This window comes from Paenibacillus qinlingensis (assembly GCF_031455095.1).
Classification (GTDB): domain Bacteria; phylum Bacillota; class Bacilli; order Paenibacillales; family NBRC-103111; genus Paenibacillus_E; species Paenibacillus_E qinlingensis_A.
On the sequence record NZ_JAVDSB010000001.1, the window covers coordinates 1394980 to 1413055 of the forward strand.

Sequence of the window (18076 nt, forward strand, 5' to 3'; positions counted from 1 at the left end):
ACGATAACAGAGGTGTTACCTATGAATTTGCAATCTGGCATTGGGTTTGATTATTCATCTGCTCCACTCGTTACTACGGCTCGTAGTCGATCCATCTCTCCCGAGAACCCGAACGGAGAGAAAGGGCAAGGCGGGCAAGCTTCGAATCATTTAGGGGTCGGGCGGAAAGGACGCCCATGTATCGCGATTAAGGCAGGCGAGACGGTCACCATTGCCAATATACAAGGGCCTGGTGTTCTACAGCACTTCTGGGTAACGGTCACGGATAAACTTCACCATCGTGCACAGGAAGGCAACTATATACTGCGAGATATGGTTCTACGCATGTATTGGGATGAGGAAGACACGCCATCTGTAGAAGTGCCTTTAGGCGATTTCTTCTGTAATGGGTTTGGTATTCGTACGAATGTCAACTCCTTACCAATCTCCGTGAATCCAACTGGCGGCATGAATTGTTACTTTGCGATGCCATTCCATAAATCCGCGAAGATCACCATTGATAATCAGCATACGGAAGATATTCATGGATTTTTCTACACGTTTAACTATACCTTGGTCGATGAACTCCCAGCGAATGCCGCATACTTCCATGCACAATGGCGAAGAATGCGGCAAACAGAGCTCGGGCAGGATTACACAATTCTCGATGGTGTGGCTGGAGCCGGGCAGTATATTGGCACCTATCTGGCTTGGGCTGCGCTAGAGCGCAATTGGTGGGGGGAAGGCGAGATTAAGTTCTTCTTAGATGGCGACACCGAGTGGCCGAGCATATGTGGAACAGGCACCGAGGATTACGTTGGAGGTGCTTGGTGCTTTGCGGGCGAGTCTGAACCTGAGTCGTATTCAACGCCTTTTCTGGGGTACAAATACTACAAGGATTCTACCAAAATAGATCGCGAATATGGGAGAAAAGTACCTATGCATGGGTTGTATCGTTGGCATTTGCCTGATCCAATCCGATTCCAAAGTGACCTCAAAGTGACGATTCAAGTAATCGGTCACGATAGTAAACGGCTGTTTGAACGTTCGGATGATATTTCGTCGGTGGCTTATTGGTACCAATTAGAACCTCATGCCGCTTTTCCAGTGTTACCCCCATCTCCGCAGAGATGGCCGAGATAAAATCCTTCACACTCCTTCACCTACGATGGCATCGACTCACTCGGATCAACGTAAGTGAAGGGGTTATTTTCATTACGAGAGGGGATTCAAGATGATAATAAGATCGATTCTGGCAAGAATGGTTCTCACTTGTTCAGTCATAATGAGTACATTCATTCTAATCACAATTCTATCTTCGACGGCGCAAGCAGAAGGTGGACCTGTTCAGGTCGGTTATTTGCTGGATGAGAACTTCTCCTTCCTGCAAGCCAAACCAGATGCGACATACACGGCATCGGGTTGGGATGTGAACCAAAGTGGTGGAAGTATGACTTACTCCTACAACAACTACATGAAGCTCAGCGATACAAGTTCTACACTTCCTGTGACCATGTACCATAAATTCGTTACGCAAACATCGGGCATTGTCGTATGGGAATTTCGTTTCAAGCCTGGCGCCATTATCGATGGGCTTCAGTGGCAGCTGCGCAATGATACGACTGCAGCCATTAGCATCTCCACGAGCTCCAATCAGTTTGTACTGAATACCTCCTCAGGCACGCAAAACTTACAAACCTACTCCGCCAACACAGAATATGGCATCAAAGTTGTCGCGAACATCGACACCGACAAAACGGATGTCTATGTGAACGGTGTACTTAAGGCGAGCGCAGCGAATTTCAATCAGAGCGTGAGTCAACTGAACGGCATGTATATGCAAACAGGTGCAGCATCTACGGGCGATGTCTACATCACGCCGATTCAGATTTACAAAGGCTATTCGGTGAATGAGAAATTCATTTCCACCATGACGAATGTGCCTGCGGATTGGACGGCGACCAATTCAGGTGGTGTTATCGCGGTCGAGCAGAACAAAAGCGCCACGAGCCCAGACATATATAGTCTGAAATTGGATGGATCAGCATCCACAAGTGGTGTGGCCTTATCGAAAACCGTCTCTGCGCTCAGTGATGATGAGATTTTCCAGTTCAAAGTCTTAATTCCAACGAAAGCAGACGGCATGGTCTTCGAATTAAAAAGCGGCAGTTCAAGCGCTGTCAAGTTGACAACGGCGAGTGGACAGTTCAATTATGTCAACGGCTCAGGCACTGCAGTCCCCTTTTACAATTACAAAGCCAATGTCTGGTATGCGTTCATGGTGAAAGTGCATCCGTCTACGGATAAAGCTGATATCTATCTCAATGGGAAGCTGCTGGTCTCGAATGCTGCGTTCACAACAGCGATTACGAGTATCGATACAATTCGATTCTATGCACCGAACGGTGCGAACAAATTGATGTGGGTAGATGACATTGGGCTATACAAGGATTATCCACTCCCAGGAGACTATGTGCCTACGCCAGTGAAAGTTTCGTCTCCTACGTATCAAATTGGGGTGCAATCTTGCTCCATGTGGCGCGAAGGAACGCATCTTGGTTGGGACGCCATAAACCCCTATCCAGAGCGAACACCGTTACTCGGTTTCTACGATGAAGGAAGTCCAGAGACGGCCGATTGGGAAATCAAGTGGAAGGTGGAGCATGGTGTCAATTTCGAGAATTATTGCTGGTTCCGTCCACGGGGGAATGAAGGCTTGCCAATTAAGGATCCTTATCTAGGAAGTGCACTTCATGACGGATTCTTCAATGCCAAATACAGCGATCAAATGAACTTTACGATTATGTGGGAAAATACGAGCTCGTTCTCATCAGGAGCTGCTGATTTCGAGAACAATATCGTGCCGTATTGGATTGAATATTATTTCAAAGATCCACGGTATTTGAAAATTGGCAATAAACCGGTGCTCTCCATTTATAAATTGGATGGCTTGATTCGCGACTTCGGCAGCCTAACAGCCGCTGCGAATGAGATTTCCTACTTACGAACAGCTGTGCAAGCTGCTGGGTTTACGGATGTTATTCTAATAACGCCGACTAGTTCCTCGGATACAACTGCGTTAACTAATTTGAATACAGCAGGGTTTGATTCCATCTATGCGTATAGCTATGGCGGTGTAAATTCGCATATTAATCTGCAAGAGAAAATCATGAATGACCAGAAGAACACAGGTATTCTCGATGTGATTCCAACACTCAGTATGGGGCGTGACGATTTCCCGTGGCTCGGTAAGAGTGGATATTGGACGACGGTGACCGAGTTTAACACGCTAGCGAACTGGGTCAAGAACACGTACATTCCTTCTTTACCTGCAGGCTCTGTCGGTAAAAGCATCATTATGCTCGACAATTGGAATGAATTTGGCGAAGGCCATTTCCTCATGCCAACAGGATTGCAGGGATTTGGCTATATGGATACGATTCGCAACACCTTCACCACGGGGGGAGCACATACCGATACAGTGCCAACGCTCACGCAGAAGAATCGGATCAATGTTCTCTATCCGACGGACCGAGTCGTGAACGAGGTGTGGAATAAACCGCAACTGACTGGAAACTACGCAAAGTCATGGGAATTTAACACAGCTGGAAACAGTGAGGGCTGGACAGATGTGAAGCAGATTAGCGGCTTAACAGTTGCTGGCGGCTCGTATAGTGGAACGTCAACCGGGACCGATCCAGGTATCGTTTCGGGTGATATGCTGGGGCTTGATGCAAGTGATGCTTCTTATTTGGATATTCGAATGATGAACAGCGCAGAAGGGGCAGGCGTCATTTATTTCATTACCAATAGCGATACCAATTGGGATGAAGCGAAATCTGTGCAATTCTACATAGGGCCAAATGGCGGTAATCAGACGCTTTATCATGTCCCGATGTTTGAAAATGCGGCTTGGACAGGGACGATTCGTCAGATTCGTTTTGATATGATGACCACCACGGGAACATTTAGTATTGATAGCATTCGAGCAGTCGATAGCTCAGGCATTCCGGTTGGTGCGAATCAAATTGTGGATCCAAGCTTTGAAGACACGTACCTGCATTACTCAGGTTGGGAAATTACGCCACAATTGAGTAATGCGCAAATGCATACAGGAACTCATTCCTTGAAGCTTACAAAGACGAATGCCTACGGCAGTCTAAACATGCCACTCGATGTGGTGAATGGCCAACCATTCTATTATTCTGCGTGGGGGAAACTGGCAACGGGATCTACGTCGGGGCAAGTGTTAAAGCTCGGACTACAGTACAATCTGAATGGGGTGCAGAAGCAGGTCATCCTCACCTCAAGTGCTGCATTGACGACGACGGCTTGGTCACAAGCGGCCACCACGTATACGATTAATGAATCCGGATTAGTCAGTGATATCAGACTGCTTATTTACACCGATAATCCTGCCCTTGCGGAAGCCTTTTATCTGGATGATGTGGAAGTGAGGCCGGATTTCGTCATGGACCCAGGTTTTGAAGACGCAGCGACGCATTACACGGGTTGGCAAATTAGCCAATTGCTATCGACTGCTGAGCATCACACCGGTGCACAGTCGGTCAAAATTACGAAGTCGAATGGCTATGGCAGCCTTCAAGTCCCACTGCCTGTGGTCAAAGGCGCGGCGTATACCTATTCAGCATGGGCCAAATTGGCAATAGGATCAACCCCTGGAGAATACTTGCGACTCGGCATCCAATATAAGTTGAATGGGGTGCAGAAGCAAGTGACCATGCTGACAAGTGCTGGCCTCAGCACGTCAGCTTGGACACAGGTGCAAGGGAATTACACGATTAGTGAAACGGGGACTGTCACCGATGTCGTTCTATTGATTTACACCGATAACCCAGCAGCAACTGATTCCTTCTATTTGGATGATGTTCATGTAAGGAGCGTTCAATAAGAATTAAGGATAGGAAGGACCACACCGAGGATGGGGTTCAGGTAGATACCGTTCTTCCACAATCCAATTATGCTAAAAGGGAAGTAATGAATAATGTAAATCGGAGGTAGGTTGGTGACATGAAGAAACTTAAAGTTGGGGTCATTGGGCTTGGTGAGGTAGCTCAAATTATTCATTTGCCAATTCTAGCCTCACTTAGCGAATGCTATGAAATAGCTGCGATCTGTGATATATCCCCTAGCTTAGTGAAGTGGGCAGGAACTCGGTACGGTGTCCACGAGCAATACACAAATGCACAAGAGCTCGTTAAGCAGTCTGATCTTGACGCTGTTTTTATTCTAAATAGCAATGAGTACCATACGGCTTGTGCGATTGCCGCAATCGAGCAGAAGAAACATGTGTTTATTGAGAAACCGATGACGATGACCCAGCAAGAAGCTGACGCCATCATAGCCGCACGAGATGAGTATGGCGTGAAGGTTATGGTCGGCTATATGCGTCGCTATGCACCAGCATTTACACAGGCGGTCCAGGATGTCAAAGAAATGGGGCGCATTCAATATGCGGTTATTCGAGGCATTATTGGGATGAATCATTTTTTTACGAATCAAACAAGCACGGTGCATCGCTTTACGGATATTCCGGCTGAAGCGGCGGTAGAGCGCAAAACGATTCATCAACGATTGATGAAGCAAGCGATCGGTGAAGTTCCGCAGGACATCTACAATGCATATTCGTTGCTGCTTGGCCTAGGTTCACATGATATTTCAGCTATGCGCGAGCTCATTGGTGTTCCGAATCGCGTTGTTTCAGCTGTGCAATGGCAAGGGGGTTCGTGTATGGCCGCTACGTTCGAATATGATGGCTTCTACGCGACGTATGAAACGGGTCTTGATCACAATCGACGTTTCGATGCACACATCGAGGTGTTTGGATCTACGAAACAATTAAAAGTGCAGTACAACACACCCTATATCCGGCATTTGCCGACGACGTTACATGTAGGTGAAACGGTAGGAGAGGCTTACGAGGAGCGGGTTCATCGGCCGACTTTTAAAGATCCTTACACGATCGAAATGGAAATCTTCCATGAAGCCATTACACAGGATAAGAGCCTGAAGACGACGCCGGAAGACTATAAGCAGGATTTGACGATTTTCAAAATGATGGTTGATCACATGTTGATTACTTATAAAATGCCATAGAAAGAGCATGTCGCTTCACCAACACGAACGAAGCAAGTGGAGCGCGTGATTTCTGATACTGGCTTTAATCGATAGTGACAAACAAAGCAGGCGCTTAGGCGACCTGCTTTGTTTATTTCACCATGGATGATCGCTTCCAACTCGTTCACTATCACAAAAAAATAGTACAATTTGACATCAAGTTGTGTTACTATTTTATAAAATCGTGTTACTGCACACGTGAACATTTATTGGGGGCGTTAGATGTGAGACGACGTTTATTTACTTTTTTGGTGATGATGACTGTGATCGCCATACTGGCAGCTTGTACGAAAGAAAAGCCACAACCGACAGTTGATAAGGTGAAGAATGAGTTAGTTCTCGCCATCGGCGGCGAACCTGAAACAGGGTTTGATCCAACTACGGGATGGGGGCGTTATGGTTCTCCCTTATTCCAAAGCACGTTGCTGAAACGCGATAAGGATTTGAATATTAGTAACGATGTAGCCACGGGCTATGAGGTAAGTCAAGATGGCTTAATCTGGACCGTCAAGCTTCGTAAAGACGTTAAGTTCAGTGATGGTAAACTTCTAACAGCTGCGGACGTTCAATATACGTATCAAACCGCTTCCGCGAGCGGCTCATCTATCGATTTGAGCAACCTTAAGCAAGTAGATGTGTCGGGCGATTCGACGGTCGTATTTACACTTAAAGAACCTCAATCTACATTTACACAAATGCTGGTGTCAACAGGTATTGTTCCGAAACATGCCCATGGAAAAGACTATTCGCTGAAACCGATCGGATCTGGTCCTTACAAATTAGTTCAATGGGACAAAGGCCAGCAATTAATTGTTGAAGCAAATCCTGATTATTATGGAAATAAACCGTTTTTCCAAAAACTCACGTTCCTGTTCCTAGGTGAGGATGCAGCATTTGCGGCAGCGAAGGCGGGAACGGTTGACATGGCTGCGATTCCTGCGGCATTCAGCAAACAAGCAGTAAACGGAATGGCATTGATTGCCGCCAAAACGGTTGATAACCGAGGGATCATGTTACCTTATATGAAATCAGGCAGCAAAACGAAGGAAGGCTATCCCATCGGTAACGATGTTACGGCAGACCCATCTGTGCGTAAAGCAATTAATATCGCGTTAGACAGAAAAGCTTTGGTACAAGGTGTTCTTGAAGGGCACGGTACACCAGCATATACGTTAAATGATGGACTTCCGTGGTTCAACCAAGCGGCGGTCTTTCAGGATGCAGACGTGAAGGCTGCCAAGAAACTGTTAGCTGATAACGGATGGATCGACTCAGATAATGATGGTGTTGTTGAAAAAGGGGGATTGAAAGCACAATTAAGTCTATTCTATCCTTCTAGCGATGTGACTCGTCAATCTCTAGCGATCGCGGCAGCAGACATGCTGAAACCTGTAGGTATACAGGTAAAAGCCGAGGGGAAAAGTTGGGATGAGCTTGAGAAGCAAATGCATGCAAATCCCGTGCTATTTGGTTGGGGCAGTCATGATCCACTTGAAATGTACAACGTATACAGCAGTAAATTTGGCGGGGTCGAATACTATAACCCTGGGTATTACACTAATCCGAAGGTTGACAATTATATGACGCAAGCCTTACGAGCATTAAATGAAAAAGAAGCTTGGTCATTTTGGAAAAAGGCGCAATGGGATGGAGAAACAGGTTTAAGTGGGGTTGGAGATGCGCCTTGGGCGTGGCTGGTCAATATCGATCATCTCTATTTGGTCAAAACGGGTCTGGACATCGGGCAGCAAAAAATCCATCCACATGGCCATGGCTGGCCAGTAACGGATAACATCGAGGAATGGCGATGGAAATCTTAAAACAGGAAGGATCTTTAATGACGAGCATGACCCATGTTATTCTGCCATTTCTGCTTCGCAAAGGAGGAAGTCTACTCCTTCTGCTCCTTGCTGTGAGTTCTATTTCTTTTATGTTGGTTCATTTCTCGCCTATAGATCCGATTCAAGCCTATGTAGGGGCCGATATGTTGCGAGTGAGTGCGGAACAGCGTGAAGCCATCATGCAATACTGGGGGCTTAACGATCCCCCATTGGTACGGTATTGGAATTGGATAAGCGCACTTGTAAAAGGGGACTTGGGAACGTCGATGATTTTCCGCAGACCTGTGTTGGAGGTGATCGGTGAACGTTTTGCCGCATCTCTAACACTCATGGGCGCTGCCTGGTTGTTATCCGGTCTGATTGGATTTGTGTCTGGTGTTCTTGCCGCAATGAATCGAAATACTTGGATCGACAAACTTGTGCGGTGGTATTGTTATACCCTTTCTTCAACGCCAACTTTCTGGGTTGGCTTGCTGTTCATGTTAGTTTTTGCGGTGTGGCTCGGGATACTCCCCATCGGGCTTGCTGTCCCAGCTGGCGTTACATCTGATCAGGTTCATTTCCTTGATCGTGTTCGTCATATGCTGTTGCCCGCGCTGACGCTAAGTGTTACTGGGATTGCAGCTATCGCACTACATACACGTGAAAAGCTAATCCATGTGACGGAATCCGATTATTGGTTGTTTGCTAGAGCTCGAGGCGAGCGTGGGTTCACCCTATTTTGGAGACACGGTCTTCGTAATGTAGCTTTACCAGCAATTACCTTGCAGTTTGCTTCATTCAGCGAATTATTCGGGGGAGCTGTCTTGGCAGAGCAAGTATTTTCATATCCTGGGTTAGGTCAAGCTGCCGTAGAGGCAGGGCTTCGTGGTGATATCCCGTTGCTGCTGGGTATTGTGTTATTTAGCGCTGTCTTCGTATATACAGGAAATACGATGGCTGATTTAAGTTACCGACTTATTGATCCTCGAATGAAAACAGGCAAACGGTTATGAAGGCTATGAAACGCGTCGGTATGACGCTTCCCAGACTTCACTATCGTCATCGGTTATGGTTGTCATCGGTTGTTGCTGTGTTGGTATTAGTCGCAATTTATATACTGTCCGTGTGTCTCAACGTTACTGGTTTAGACACGAATCTGGCACAGCGAAATTTGCTGCCTTCCTTGCAACATCCCTTTGGCACAGATTGGCTTGGCCGAGATATGTTTACCCGAACAATCAAAGGATTAATTCTCAGTCTCAAAGTAGGACTAACTGCTGGTGCTTCAAGTGTCATTATTGCTAGTGTAATGGGACTCTTAGGTTCTGTTATGGGTAAAACGATGAATCGTTTCATTAACTGGTTGACGGATTTATTTCTCAGTGTGCCTCATCTTGTGACGCTGCTCTTAATTGCATTTGTTTTAGGAGGAGGTGCCAAGGGGATTATCATTGGGGTCGCGTTGACACATTGGCCAAGCTTGTCAAGGGTGATTTGCGCGGAGGTGTTGCAGATCCAAACGGCTCCTTATGTCGTCATCTCACGTAATTTTGGTAAATCTAGATGGTGGATTGCGACTAGGCACATGATTCCCCACTTGATTCCACAGTTATTAGTGGGACTTATTCTCATCGTCCCGCATGCTATTTTACATGAAGCTTCCATTACGTTTATCGGGATGGGCCTTTCGCCGCATGAACCGGCTATTGGCATTATTTTATCCGAATCCATGCGTTACTTGTCCTCAGGACTTTGGTGGTTGGCCTTATTTCCTGGCTTATGCTTGCTGTTGTTAGTTCGTTCCTTTGCTATGTTGGGGGAAAACTTGAAGCAATGGGTGAATCCAAGGCATGCGCATGATCGTTAAAGATTGATTGTTGGAGAAAGGAGATCATGAATGTTAGAGATTACTAATCTTTCTATCCACTTTAATCGGTATGACCGACGCATGCGACAGGTACGCACGGAAACCCTTCATGATGTACATCTCTCGATTGCTGCAGGTGAAATTGTGGCAGTTGTAGGTTCCAGTGGTTCGGGGAAAAGTCTACTTGCGCATGCGATTCTTGGCATTCTCCCGAGTAATGCTCAAGTTACTGGCGGCATTCAATTTAAAGGGGAGTCCTTAACACCAGAGAGACAAAAAAGGATCCGAGGAACTGAAATTTCGCTGATCCCTCAATCCGTGCAATATTTAGATCCATTGATGCGAGTGGGAGAGCAAGTGCAGCAGTCTGTTCGTCAAGGAGATCCTGTAGAACTCCAACGAAAAGCTTTTGACAAATACAATCTGGCGGATTATGTAGCCAAATGGTTTCCCTTTCAATTATCGGGAGGTATGTCCCGGAAAGTGCTAGTCTCAACCGCAACGGTGAGCGGTGCAAAGTTGTTAATTGCAGATGAGCCCACACCAGGTTTAGATGTTGTCGCAATGAAGGAGACGTTGGATCGGTTCCGGAAATTAGCTGAAGGCGGCTGTGCCGTGATGCTGATCACGCATGATATTGAGGCAGCTATTACTGTAGCCGATAAAATTGCCGTACTCTATGCGGGAACCGTAGTGGAAATTGCACATCGCAGCGACTTTGCTGGGGATGGAGAGATGCTGAGACACCCGTATTCGAAGGCGCTATGGCGTGCACTCCCTAGTCAACAGTTTACAGCTATTCCGGGTTCTCAACCTTTGCCGCAAGCTTTACCTAAGGGGTGTGTGTTCGCTCCGCGTTGTTCGTCTGCTACAAAAGAATGTGAGGAAAGTCCGCCAGAATTGCGTAAGGTCAGAAATGGTGAAGTGAGGTGTTCACATGCCACTTGAGGGAAATGCACTTGGATATGCGTATCAGAAGGGGAACTGGTTATTTCAACACACGAACATTTCCATAGCATCTGGTGAGATTGTCGGACTTGTTGGACCGAGCGGCTGTGGGAAATCCACGCTGGGAAAATTGCTTGCGGGCCATCTTCAACCTGTTGAAGGTCATGTACAGCTAGATGGTGCAGCAATTCCCGCAGGCGAGCGAAATCCCGTCCAGCTCGTCCTACAGCACCCTGAGCAAGCCGTGAACCCGAAATGGAAGCTGCGGCGTACACTTGCGGAATCTGGCAGCATAGATGCAAATTTACTAGCGGACTTCGCGATTGAGGACGAGTGGTTAAACCGTTACCCCGGTGAACTATCAGGGGGGGAACTGCAACGAATTTGCGTTGCACGAGCACTAGGGGCCGGAACACGCTACCTAATAGCCGACGAAATGTCAACTATGCTTGATGCGATTACGCAAACGCAAATTTGGCAGTCGGTAATGAAATGGGCTGAGCGAACTCACAGCGGTATTTTGGTCATTAGTCACGAACATCAACTGGTGAACAGGTTATGCAGTAGGGTAGTGGAGTGGGAAAAGCAGTACGTCAGAGTTTAAAAGGAAGAAATCGTGCATACAGGACCACTCCATGGAGTGGTCTTTTTGCACTATGCAATCCTTATCCCTTTTTGTTCCCATTAAGCAACTCGATCTGAGCAGAGAACTGCAAAAATACATCCTTTTCAGGAGAAAAGAGCGTTTATCGAAGAATTGCTGCGAAAATACATCCTTTTTTACCGATATTCCCTAAAAGGGATAAATCCGGTGTGAAAAGATGCACAATGGCATCTTTCCTAATAGCCTGCGACTTCTCTAGTGGAAAAAGATGCATCTTCGCATCTTTTTAACTTCTGACTTTCTGAGGACGGAGCAACCGTGTTTCTTAGTAACATTGATGAAAGATTGATTGTATATACATACATATAAATGTATAATTATACATTATGGTATACGGAGGTACGCGCGATGAAGGTGTTTGTAGATGGTCAGTACGGGACGACAGGATTAAAAATCCATGAAAGACTTAACCAACGTAATGATCTGGAGCTGCTATCCATTCAAGAGGAATATAAAAAGGATCCTGAGCTCCGAAATGAGTTAATGAATCAAGCAGATATTGTCTTCTTATGTTTACCTGACCAAGCTGCTCGTGAGGCAGTAACTCTTATTACGAATCCGCATTCACGGATTATTGATAGTAGTACGGCTTTTCGTACTCAGGAAGCTTGGACATATGGCTTACCAGAATTATTGCCCTTCCAAAGGGACAAGATAGCCAGCTCATCTCGTGTGTCAGTTCCAGGATGCCATGCTACTGCTTTTATCCTAGCGGTGAAACCGCTTATTCAAATGGGAATTCTGCCTCGGCAATATCCGGTAAGCCTTAACTCTTTAACCGGTTATAGTGGTGGCGGAAAGTCACTAATTGAACAATTTGAGTCCAGCAATAATCACGATACAAGTCACAGCCTGAGACTTACACAGCCTTATAGTTTAAAATTAGATCATAAGCATTTACCTGAAATGAAGAAATTTACGGATCTCGAGTTCCCGCCTGTTTTTCTTCCAACTGTCTGCAATTTCTATAGTGGCATGGTTGTGACAGTTCCTCTTGTCACTCGTTTGCTTCGTAATCAACCTAGTCTTAAGCAAATTCATACGATTCTCACAGATTATTATCTAGGTGAACGGTTTGTAAGTGTCATTCCACTTGATGATCCTAGAGCAATGTCCCCAAATGCGCTAGATCCAATATTATGCAATGGAACCAACAATGCTGAGATTTTTGTCTTAGGGAATGACGAGCAAGTGTTAGTTTCCTGTCGACTCGATAATCTGGGGAAGGGGTCTTCGGGAGCTGCCATTCAATGTATGAACATCATGTTGGGACTTGATGAAGAGGCGGGTCTTTAATCTACAATCAGTAGGGGAGCGACTATAGCAGTGGAAAATTACTGGAATCATAATACGGCGTTTCATAATGAATTAGTAGCAGACGCAAAGCTGCGAGGAGGGCGAGTACTCGATATTGGTTGTGGTGACGGATTATTACTTCAACGTCTCGCGCCAATTGCTCAAGGGGTGGTTGGCATTGACCCCGATTTGAAAGCCATTTCTCTTGCGCAAAAGCGACTAGCTGCAACGGCGAATGTGTCATTTGTAAATGATGACTTCCTCGCAATGCCAGTTCCGCCTCCAGAAGAACGATTTGCTACGATCATCTGTGTTGCGACGCTACATCATATGGAATTGCGAAAGGCACTTCAACATATGGGCGAATTTCTCGCACCTGGCGGGCGGCTCCTCGTTATTGGTTTAGCAGAGGATAAAACATTTATGGATCTACTAATTTCAGGACTTTATCTTGTTCCTATCCGGATCATGGATCGCATGCACGGAGGGATGAAAGATCCCGCTGTGCGGATTGCGGCACCCAAAGAGTCAATAGGCGAGATTCGTCAAGCAGCAGTTGAGGTTCTTCCTGGGGCAAGTATACGACGCCGATTCTATTATCGTTACTGCTTACGCTGGAGTAAACGGTAGGTTGGTGTATGTTAAATTTCTAGTAATAATGAGAAACCACGCAAGATAAGAAGATGCCATCACCTTATCTTGCGTGGTTTTCCTTGTTGCTCATGCTAGTCGGATTACACTAAAATCTTATACATAATTGCGGATTAACTCTGCCAGCTCACCGGCTATGTAGCTTGTTCCGGAAGCTATTTCATTACTATCGTAACGTACTCTTACAAAACTTTCATCCATTCCGGCTGCTTCTGAGAATAGACCGGATAGTCCGCGAGCTTTACGATCGATCTGTAGTAATAAGTCCACGCCGTTCCCGTCTGGGAAGAAGATTATTTCGATTTCATCCAGTTGACCTCGGAATTGTGAGGTAGGGACGAATTCGAATTCTTGGACGAAAGGCAATCCAATCTCTCGACCGATGCCTGGCGCGTAATCGCACGTCACTTCACGGAGTCGGAATCCGAGTTGGTCCATAGCTTCAAGGATAATCGCAGCGTGTTCGTGCGGGCCTACTTGAAGCTTATCCTGATCTTTGGGATCCACGGCTTCTTTTATATCAAGCCCGGTCTGAATCCAGACTGGCGTTCTTCCCATTGTTACGGGTGTGATCGCTGGAAGCTCGAAGGAAACTGGAAATTCATAAACTTGCTCAGCTTCAACGGTAAATTTCCCGACAAGCTGGAATTTGGCAATGGCTGTTTCAATTTGCGTTCTCGTATTGTTTTCTTCTTTCACATAACGCGTCATCACGAAGGCATAAACGTCATCAACTTCTTGGTCAACGCGTCCTCCTTGGATTCGAACAACACCGTCGATGATGTCCCCAGCGTTCACTTCATCTTGATGAAGCATAAGATCTACTTGTGCAGCGCCGATTCCGACACTAGCGAGCATTCGTTTAAACATGGACATGTCTAAATTTCCTCCTTGTGATTTGCCTATTCACTGATACGATTTGAAGTCTAAGAGGTTTCAAATCTTTCATAAAAAAGTTAAAAATAGGCACAATTACCTCAGTTCTTTTTGTAGAAGAAACGTGATAACAGAAGGCCAATAAACCCGAGTCCAATGAATAAAATGGCTTTGACGGTCAGGGAGACATTCGGTAAATCCAGATAGATGACTTTTATTAGGGTTAGGAATAATAATGCTACACCAGCAAGTCTCATTTGTTTGATTTGCTTCTGTAGTCCATAAGCAATGACACTAATCGCGTAAGCGACCCACGCCGTCGAAACAAGCAGATGTTGCATATTTGAGCTTACATCATGTGCCAATGTCCGCGTCACTTCGGTAATGAAAAACAATACCAACACGCCTAGTGCGTATTTAAGGCAAACGATGATGTTCCTAAAAGTAAAGGCATCCCCGTAACGGGTTACTATTTTGATCATAGCTAGCATTGTAACTAATATGAATAGCCAGATTAGCATCTCAACTGACAGGATTGTACGCATCCCTTCAAGGACCGTTGACATTGACATACAAAAAGCGAGGGTATAGATGATGATTCCGTTCACCTTTTGCAATAACGACTTCACTACGAATCCGAGAAATAAGGCAATAATACCCTCCACTAACAAGAATCCAGCTAAAGCATCTGCGTTGAAGAAGTTCGCCGCGTAGAATAATAAAGCGTATGAGGTTATTGTCAAGGTAAACGGTACTTTTTCTTTATCATTTCGATTGAACCAATAGGTAAGTGCAGCATAAATCAGACAGGTACAGATCATTACAAAGTTGAAAACGGTGTCCGAGTAGGACACTTTAAACCAAATCGAGGTTAAAGCAAAGCTCGGAATCAACAGCCTAAGTTGGTGAGGCATCGTGGGGGTTTTTAAACAAATAGACACAAGTAAAGCGAATTGCTGCACGGAAATGCCAATGGCTGCAATCTTCATATCCCCGTTCGTGCTTATGCCAAAAAGGAACAGGGCCAAAGGAAGTAAACCAAATGAAACGTACAGTAAACCGACAAATTTAGCTCTAATTGCATACAGCATAAAGCTAATGAACAAAATGGCTTCGTAACTTACAAAGAACACAGAGGAAGGATGGTCAGTATGCAAGAGAAAAGGTGTCAACACACCTGCCGCACTTGCGATGATCGCTAATGCTTGTGATTGTAGCTTATGTGACAACCATAGTCCCAGTACAACTCCTAGAACATTGAGTGTAAAAGCTGTAGGTGCTTGAATGAGATGATATAACTGATGACTTGCAAAGGTTGTTAGCATGAACAATCCAATGGAACCGCCTAATAGCACCTGTGATAGTAATGGTCGATTGGCCTTGTGTTGATGGAATCCGAGCCATACAAAGCCACCACCAACTAAGTAACCTAGAGCACAACGCAAGCGCTCTGTGATCCATCCACTATCAACTGCTGCTTTAAATCCCCAGACGATTCCTATCAGTAGAACAAACATGAAAACCCGCGGCAGCCAGACACGTGTAATGAGGTGTTCCCAGTCTGTTTCTTTTTTGATTACATCTTGCTTCGGTGGTGCAAGAGCAATGGGTGCAATCTGCTGAACAGGATTTGGTATGCTGCTTTTAAAGGCTGATGGTGTGCGTTGTTTTAACTGTGCAACTTCTTTCTCGAGCTCAATAACTCGCTTCTCTAAATCCTCAAATCGATTATGAATGTCCATGAATCGATCACCTCATCTTTCAGTTAGCTCTTCGTAAGAACGGCTGGGCTGGCTTTCTACACTCAAAGTAACATGTTATGAAGTATTTATTAAGTACTATCCTTGTGTAGTACCTTTATTTGGATTATGTGATAGAAGTTATGAGGGGAAGAAAAAGAATGAGTTGACAACTTACTAACTAGTAAGTTAAGATACGAGCATGGAAAACAGAAAAACACAAATTATTGAATTGGCGCTGGATTTGATTCGGGAAAAAGGTTACGTTGCTTTTAGTTATGATGATATTTCTAAGCAATTAGGCGTGACCAAAGCAAGTATACATTACCATTTTGAGAGGAAGGAGGATCTGGCCGTTGCCGTAACGGATCGGATACATCAGACTTTGAAAAGCCTTATGCAATCTGTAAAAAATGAAGATGTACCCACGGAAGAGAAAATTAAAAATCTCATCAATAAACAATTAAAACTAAGTGGTAAAGGGATATGTCCAATATCGTCACTGCAAACCGATTTCGAATCTATACCAGAAGTCGTTCAGCTAAGAGTTCGAGAGCTTAGCCAGTTTGAATTGACAGGTTGGATGGAGCTGTTAGGCCAAGCTCAAGTAGAAGGAATAGTTAAAAGTTTTGTTGACATTGAAGCTTTAGCGTATGCTGTTTTATCATGTATCAAAGGTAGCTTGCAATACAAACGGGTGTTAGAAAAAGATATTACACCTCAAATTATGGAACAAATAGTGAGAATGGTTAAGAGATAAATTTTTTTGAACGATACTTACTAACTAGTAAGTAAGAAGGTGGATTCAGGCACTCATGCACTGTATTTCTAGATAAAAACAGGACAACATAAAGCCAATATACTTCCTAATCCACCTTTTCATTCAATATAGAAAGAGGTTAACCGTGTGAAAAAAATGCTTTGGGTTGTACTTATCATGTCCATCGGAGCTACGTTTATTTCCTCGCTATTCCCTTTATACGCTGAGCACTTTCATTTGAGCTCTCTTGAAATCACGATATTGTTTGCCGTATATGCCGCTGTTCTCCTGCCGACCTTGCTAGTCGTAGGAGCTAGGGGGAACGCTTGGGGATTGAAAAAGGTGCTTCGCATCTCCATTTGGTTTTCGATCGCATCGACGCTGCTTTTTATCCTAAGTACGAATGTAACGATGCTCTACGCGGCTAGGATATTGGAAGGTATCGCTTATGGTGCTTTTACAGGTACAGCCAGCGCTTTTTTATTGAAACAAACGGCTTCCACTAAAGTGGGTACAGCCATAAAATTATCAGGTGTCATCATCAATATTGGATTTGGATTAGGACCAGCTATCTCAGGTTTAATCATACAGTATGTTCATGTCATGCCGCTTCGTGTTCCGTATTGGTTTCTTCTTATCTTGTTAGTGAGTTCATGGATTGTGTTGGAAATGCTGCCGAAACTCGAAGATAGTCATGCGCGGACGCAGGCTAAAACTGAACTATCACTAGGCGTTCCTGACAATATTCGCGCACACTTCTGGTCTTTTATCGGACTGCCGATTTTTACAGTATTTACATTAGGTGGCATCGTATTTTCACTAATTCCAACTTTCGTTAAACACGTCATTCACACGAACAATCTTTCTATTTCTGGATTGTTAATACTGGTGCTGCTTGGTGGAGGGGCCTTAATGCAGTTCTTTCCTTGGCCGCGCAATCCCGTTATTCGGATGCGATTGGGTATTTTGTGTCTGGCAATAGGATCGTGGGTCATCGTATTTTCCGGCGAATCAGCGAGTCTATTCCTCCTGTGGGCAGGCATATTCATTCAAGCCATTGGTGCCGGATGGACATTCCAAGTTTCCCTAAGGTTTGCTAGTCAATTGCCAAAGCCAGAGGAACGTCCGCGCGTCATTTCAGCCTTCTATTTAAGTGCATACGCAGGATTCATTGTTCCGCCAGTTGGCGTTGGTGTTCTGACACAATTTTTTAGTTTGAATTTTTCGTTGATTTTGCTTAATCTATTTGCCGCGATTATTGTGATCTACGTGATCATGTATTCAGCCAAATTCAATCGATTTTATTCAAAGCTGCAACAATCGTAAGCCCACCAT

At 45.0% G+C, this 18076-nt stretch carries 14 protein-coding genes; 12 read left to right on the top strand and 2 right to left on the bottom strand.

The features are described from left to right. Positions 1 to 21: 21 nt before the first annotated feature. From J2736_RS06350 to J2736_RS06395, 10 genes are all read left to right on the top strand, one after another. A complete protein-coding gene (locus tag J2736_RS06350; RefSeq protein WP_310224485.1) occupies positions 22 to 1122 on the top strand; it encodes a glycoside hydrolase family 172 protein in 1101 nt (366 codons plus the stop codon). Between the two features lie 142 nt (positions 1123 to 1264). Next, entirely contained in the window at positions 1265 to 4891 is a 3627-nt protein-coding gene (locus J2736_RS06355; RefSeq protein ID WP_310224487.1) for a carbohydrate binding domain-containing protein, read from the top strand. Positions 4892 to 5010: 119 nt separating this feature from the next. Beyond that, positions 5011 to 6096, top strand: a complete 1086-nt coding sequence (locus J2736_RS06360) for a Gfo/Idh/MocA family protein (RefSeq protein ID WP_310224488.1) — start codon at positions 5011 to 5013, stop codon at positions 6094 to 6096. Between the two features lie 275 nt (positions 6097 to 6371). Beyond that, positions 6372 to 7937, top strand: coding sequence for an ABC transporter substrate-binding protein (locus J2736_RS06365; protein ID WP_310225243.1), 1566 nt, complete (start codon positions 6372 to 6374; stop codon positions 7935 to 7937). Positions 7938 to 7963: 26 nt separating this feature from the next. Continuing rightward, the gene (locus tag J2736_RS06370) at positions 7964 to 8953 is read left to right on the top strand and encodes an ABC transporter permease (RefSeq protein WP_310225246.1); all 990 of its coding nucleotides are present in this window, start codon (positions 7964 to 7966) and stop codon (positions 8951 to 8953) included. 5 nt (positions 8954 to 8958) lie between these two features. Further along, complete coding sequence (locus J2736_RS06375) at positions 8959 to 9807, top strand: ABC transporter permease (RefSeq protein ID WP_310224490.1); 849 nt, start codon at positions 8959 to 8961, stop codon at positions 9805 to 9807. Between the two features lie 30 nt (positions 9808 to 9837). Then, positions 9838 to 10755 (top strand): ABC transporter ATP-binding protein, encoded by a 918-nt coding sequence (locus tag J2736_RS06380; RefSeq protein WP_310224492.1) that lies wholly within the window; start codon positions 9838 to 9840, stop codon positions 10753 to 10755. Beyond that, entirely contained in the window at positions 10745 to 11359 is a 615-nt protein-coding gene (locus J2736_RS06385) for an ABC transporter ATP-binding protein (protein WP_310224493.1), read from the top strand. The genes J2736_RS06380 and J2736_RS06385 overlap by 11 nt, the downstream gene beginning before the upstream one ends. 408 nt (positions 11360 to 11767) lie before the next feature. Further along, positions 11768 to 12715 (top strand): N-acetyl-gamma-glutamyl-phosphate reductase, encoded by a 948-nt coding sequence (gene argC / locus J2736_RS06390; protein WP_310224495.1) that lies wholly within the window; start codon positions 11768 to 11770, stop codon positions 12713 to 12715. Positions 12716 to 12745: 30 nt separating this feature from the next. Continuing rightward, the gene (locus tag J2736_RS06395) at positions 12746 to 13345 is read left to right on the top strand and encodes a class I SAM-dependent methyltransferase (protein WP_310224497.1); all 600 of its coding nucleotides are present in this window, start codon (positions 12746 to 12748) and stop codon (positions 13343 to 13345) included. Between the two features lie 117 nt (positions 13346 to 13462). Here the strand turns inward: J2736_RS06395 and J2736_RS06400 are convergent, their stop codons facing one another. Beyond that, a complete protein-coding gene (locus J2736_RS06400) occupies positions 13463 to 14242 on the bottom strand; it encodes a sporulation protein (protein WP_310224500.1) in 780 nt (259 codons plus the stop codon). A 101-nt stretch (positions 14243 to 14343) separates the two neighbouring features. Further along, a complete protein-coding gene (locus tag J2736_RS06405) occupies positions 14344 to 15984 on the bottom strand; it encodes a DUF2339 domain-containing protein (protein WP_310224502.1) in 1641 nt (546 codons plus the stop codon). A 199-nt stretch (positions 15985 to 16183) separates the two neighbouring features. On the opposite strand from J2736_RS06405, the gene J2736_RS06410 reads away from it, so the two are divergent. Further along, positions 16184 to 16741: a TetR/AcrR family transcriptional regulator gene (locus J2736_RS06410; RefSeq protein WP_310224504.1), complete on the top strand. Its 558-nt coding sequence runs from the start codon at positions 16184 to 16186 to the stop codon at positions 16739 to 16741. A 156-nt stretch (positions 16742 to 16897) separates the two neighbouring features. Further along, positions 16898 to 18067 (top strand): MFS transporter, encoded by a 1170-nt coding sequence (locus tag J2736_RS06415; RefSeq protein ID WP_310225248.1) that lies wholly within the window; start codon positions 16898 to 16900, stop codon positions 18065 to 18067. Positions 18068 to 18076 lie beyond the last annotated feature (9 nt).

Coding starts and splice junctions, on each gene's coding strand:
- J2736_RS06350 (WP_310224485.1), top strand. CDS start 22: ATGAATTTGCAATCTGGCATTGGGTTTGATTATTCATCTGCTCCACTC.
- J2736_RS06355 (WP_310224487.1), top strand. CDS start 1,265: ATGAGTACATTCATTCTAATCACAATTCTATCTTCGACGGCGCAAGCA.
- J2736_RS06360 (WP_310224488.1), top strand. CDS start 5,011: ATGAAGAAACTTAAAGTTGGGGTCATTGGGCTTGGTGAGGTAGCTCAA.
- J2736_RS06365 (WP_310225243.1), top strand. CDS start 6,372: ATGATGACTGTGATCGCCATACTGGCAGCTTGTACGAAAGAAAAGCCA.
- J2736_RS06370 (WP_310225246.1), top strand. CDS start 7,964: ATGACCCATGTTATTCTGCCATTTCTGCTTCGCAAAGGAGGAAGTCTA.
- J2736_RS06375 (WP_310224490.1), top strand. CDS start 8,959: ATGAAACGCGTCGGTATGACGCTTCCCAGACTTCACTATCGTCATCGG.
- J2736_RS06380 (WP_310224492.1), top strand. CDS start 9,838: ATGTTAGAGATTACTAATCTTTCTATCCACTTTAATCGGTATGACCGA.
- J2736_RS06385 (WP_310224493.1), top strand. CDS start 10,745: ATGCCACTTGAGGGAAATGCACTTGGATATGCGTATCAGAAGGGGAAC.
- argC (WP_310224495.1), top strand. CDS start 11,768: ATGAAGGTGTTTGTAGATGGTCAGTACGGGACGACAGGATTAAAAATC.
- J2736_RS06400 (WP_310224500.1), bottom strand. CDS start 14,242: ATGTCCATGTTTAAACGAATGCTCGCTAGTGTCGGAATCGGCGCTGCA.
- J2736_RS06405 (WP_310224502.1), bottom strand. CDS start 15,984: ATGGACATTCATAATCGATTTGAGGATTTAGAGAAGCGAGTTATTGAG.
- J2736_RS06410 (WP_310224504.1), top strand. CDS start 16,184: ATGGAAAACAGAAAAACACAAATTATTGAATTGGCGCTGGATTTGATT.
- J2736_RS06415 (WP_310225248.1), top strand. CDS start 16,898: ATGCTTTGGGTTGTACTTATCATGTCCATCGGAGCTACGTTTATTTCC.